Source organism: Luteibacter sp. UNCMF331Sha3.1 (genome assembly GCF_900109915.1).
In the GTDB taxonomy this organism is placed as follows: domain Bacteria; phylum Pseudomonadota; class Gammaproteobacteria; order Xanthomonadales; family Rhodanobacteraceae; genus Luteibacter.
This window is the reverse complement of the sequence record NZ_FOBU01000010.1, coordinates 1-1,344: the sequence shown is the minus strand read 5'-3', so window position 1 is coordinate 1,344 and position 1,344 is coordinate 1. Positions and strand designations below refer to the sequence as shown.

The following is a 1,344-nucleotide window of genomic DNA, read 5'->3' as shown; positions in this document are numbered from 1 at the left end:
CGCATCCAGCGCCTGACCGCCGATCGCCGTCGCGCTGTTGGCGGACGCTTCCGCACCCGAACCGTACGCCGCGCTGTTCTGGCCCGACGCCACCGTGCCGTAGCCCGACGCGATGGATTGCCCGCCTGTCGCGACCGCACCGGAACCCACGGCGCTCGCACCCGGCGCACCCGCATACGAACCCTGTCCGACCGCCGTGGCGTAGTCGCCGCTGGCCTGGCTCGTCGAACCGAAGCTCGACGCGCCGGTGCCGGACGAGATCGCACCGTGGCCGACGGCCGTCGATTCGTCGCCGAACACCGAACTGCCGGCCCCGACCGCCGTGGATCCGGCGCCTTCGATCATCGTGTTCGCACCGAGCGTGGTGCTCTCGTCGCCGTCGATGTTCGTCGCGCTACCGATGCCCGTCGTGTTGTCGCCCCAGACGAACGCGTTCGCGCCGTATGCCGAGGCGTTCTCGCCCCAGACGAACGACGACGTGCCGACCGTCGTCGACAAGCCGCCGATCGCCGCGCTGCGGTAACCCACCGCGACGGCACCCACGTCGAGCGCCCCGGCGACCGCACCCACGGCGGTCGCGTTGAGATGATCCGCCGTGCTCGACCAGCCAATCGACGTCGTGTAATCCGCCGAACCCCAGGCGCCGTTGCCGAACGCGGACGAACCCACGCCACTCGCCAGCGTGGGAATGAAACCGTATGCCGTGCCACCGACGGCGGCGCTTTCTTCGCCCGTCGCCTGCGCGCTTTCACCCACTGCGACGCTACTCAGGCCGGTCGCCGCGCTCTGCGTGCCCACCGCGGTCGAATAGTCGCCGATGGCGTTGGCCACCGCACCGACCGCGGTACCTTGCGCACCGCTCGCATACGCACCCACGCCGATCGCCGACGATGCGAAACCATTCGCCTGCGAACTCGCGCCGACCGCGGTGCCACCGATCGCCGCCGTCGTCGCGCCGGTATCGACCGGCACGCCCGAGTTGGTCACCAGCGGATTGCCGTCTTCGTCGACCGCGACACCGCCGACCGCGACGCTGCCCGGGCCGGCCGCCTGCGCACCCGCACCGTAGGCGGCACTGTTCTGACCCGACGCCACCGCGCCGTAACCGGTCGCCGTCGCCTGCTGTCCCGTCGCCGTCGCGCCGCTGCCGTACGCGCTCGCGCCCTGCGCACCGGCGAACGCACCCGAGCCCGAGGCCGTCGCGTTGTCACCCAGCGCCTGCGCATCGTCGCTGCCGTCCTTCAGGCCATTGGCCTTGAAGTAGTGCGATGCATCGCTGACGCTGTCCGATACCGCGTCGAGCTGGCCCTTGTTCACCGCATCCGTCGCTTCCGTGCCCGCCGC

General features: G+C 71.2%; 1 pseudogene. It reads right to left on the bottom strand.

Annotated elements, in window-relative coordinates:
• Window positions 1-1,344: pseudogene (locus tag BMX32_RS18355) on the bottom strand (hypothetical protein); the annotation flags it as partial.